The following is a 363-nucleotide window of genomic DNA, read 5'->3' as shown; positions in this document are numbered from 1 at the left end:
AGGATGACGATCGCGATTCACGCGATACTAAAGCTGGCGAAAAAGGTCAGCGTCAGCAACGCCGCCGCAATGAGCGTCCTAAGCAAGACCGTAACGCTCAGGCTGAAAAGCCAGTGAAAGCAGCTGCACCGCGCACCTTAGCTGACGATGAAATCAAAGAGCAAAAGCGCCAACGCCGCGATGAAGTGCAAAAGCAACGCCGAAAAGAAAAGCAGCAACAAGCTGAAACGGCAGAAGCAATTGACACCGTTGAAGCGACCACAGACAACGTTGAGCAACCAAAGACCGAGAAGGTAAAACAACGCCGTCAACGTCGCCAGCTGCATAAGAAGATCCGCCTGGAATCTGCAGACCTGCAGCCAG

General features: G+C 53.2%; 1 pseudogene. It reads left to right on the top strand.

Going from position 1 to position 363, the window contains the following annotated elements:
* Nucleotides 1–363 (top strand): annotated as a pseudogene (locus ACYP03_RS24745) (hypothetical protein); the annotation flags it as partial.

It is taken from the genome of Photobacterium sp. R1 (assembly GCF_054600795.1).
Note: the sequence above shows the minus strand (reverse complement) of the source record. Positions and strands in the feature narration are given on the sequence as shown.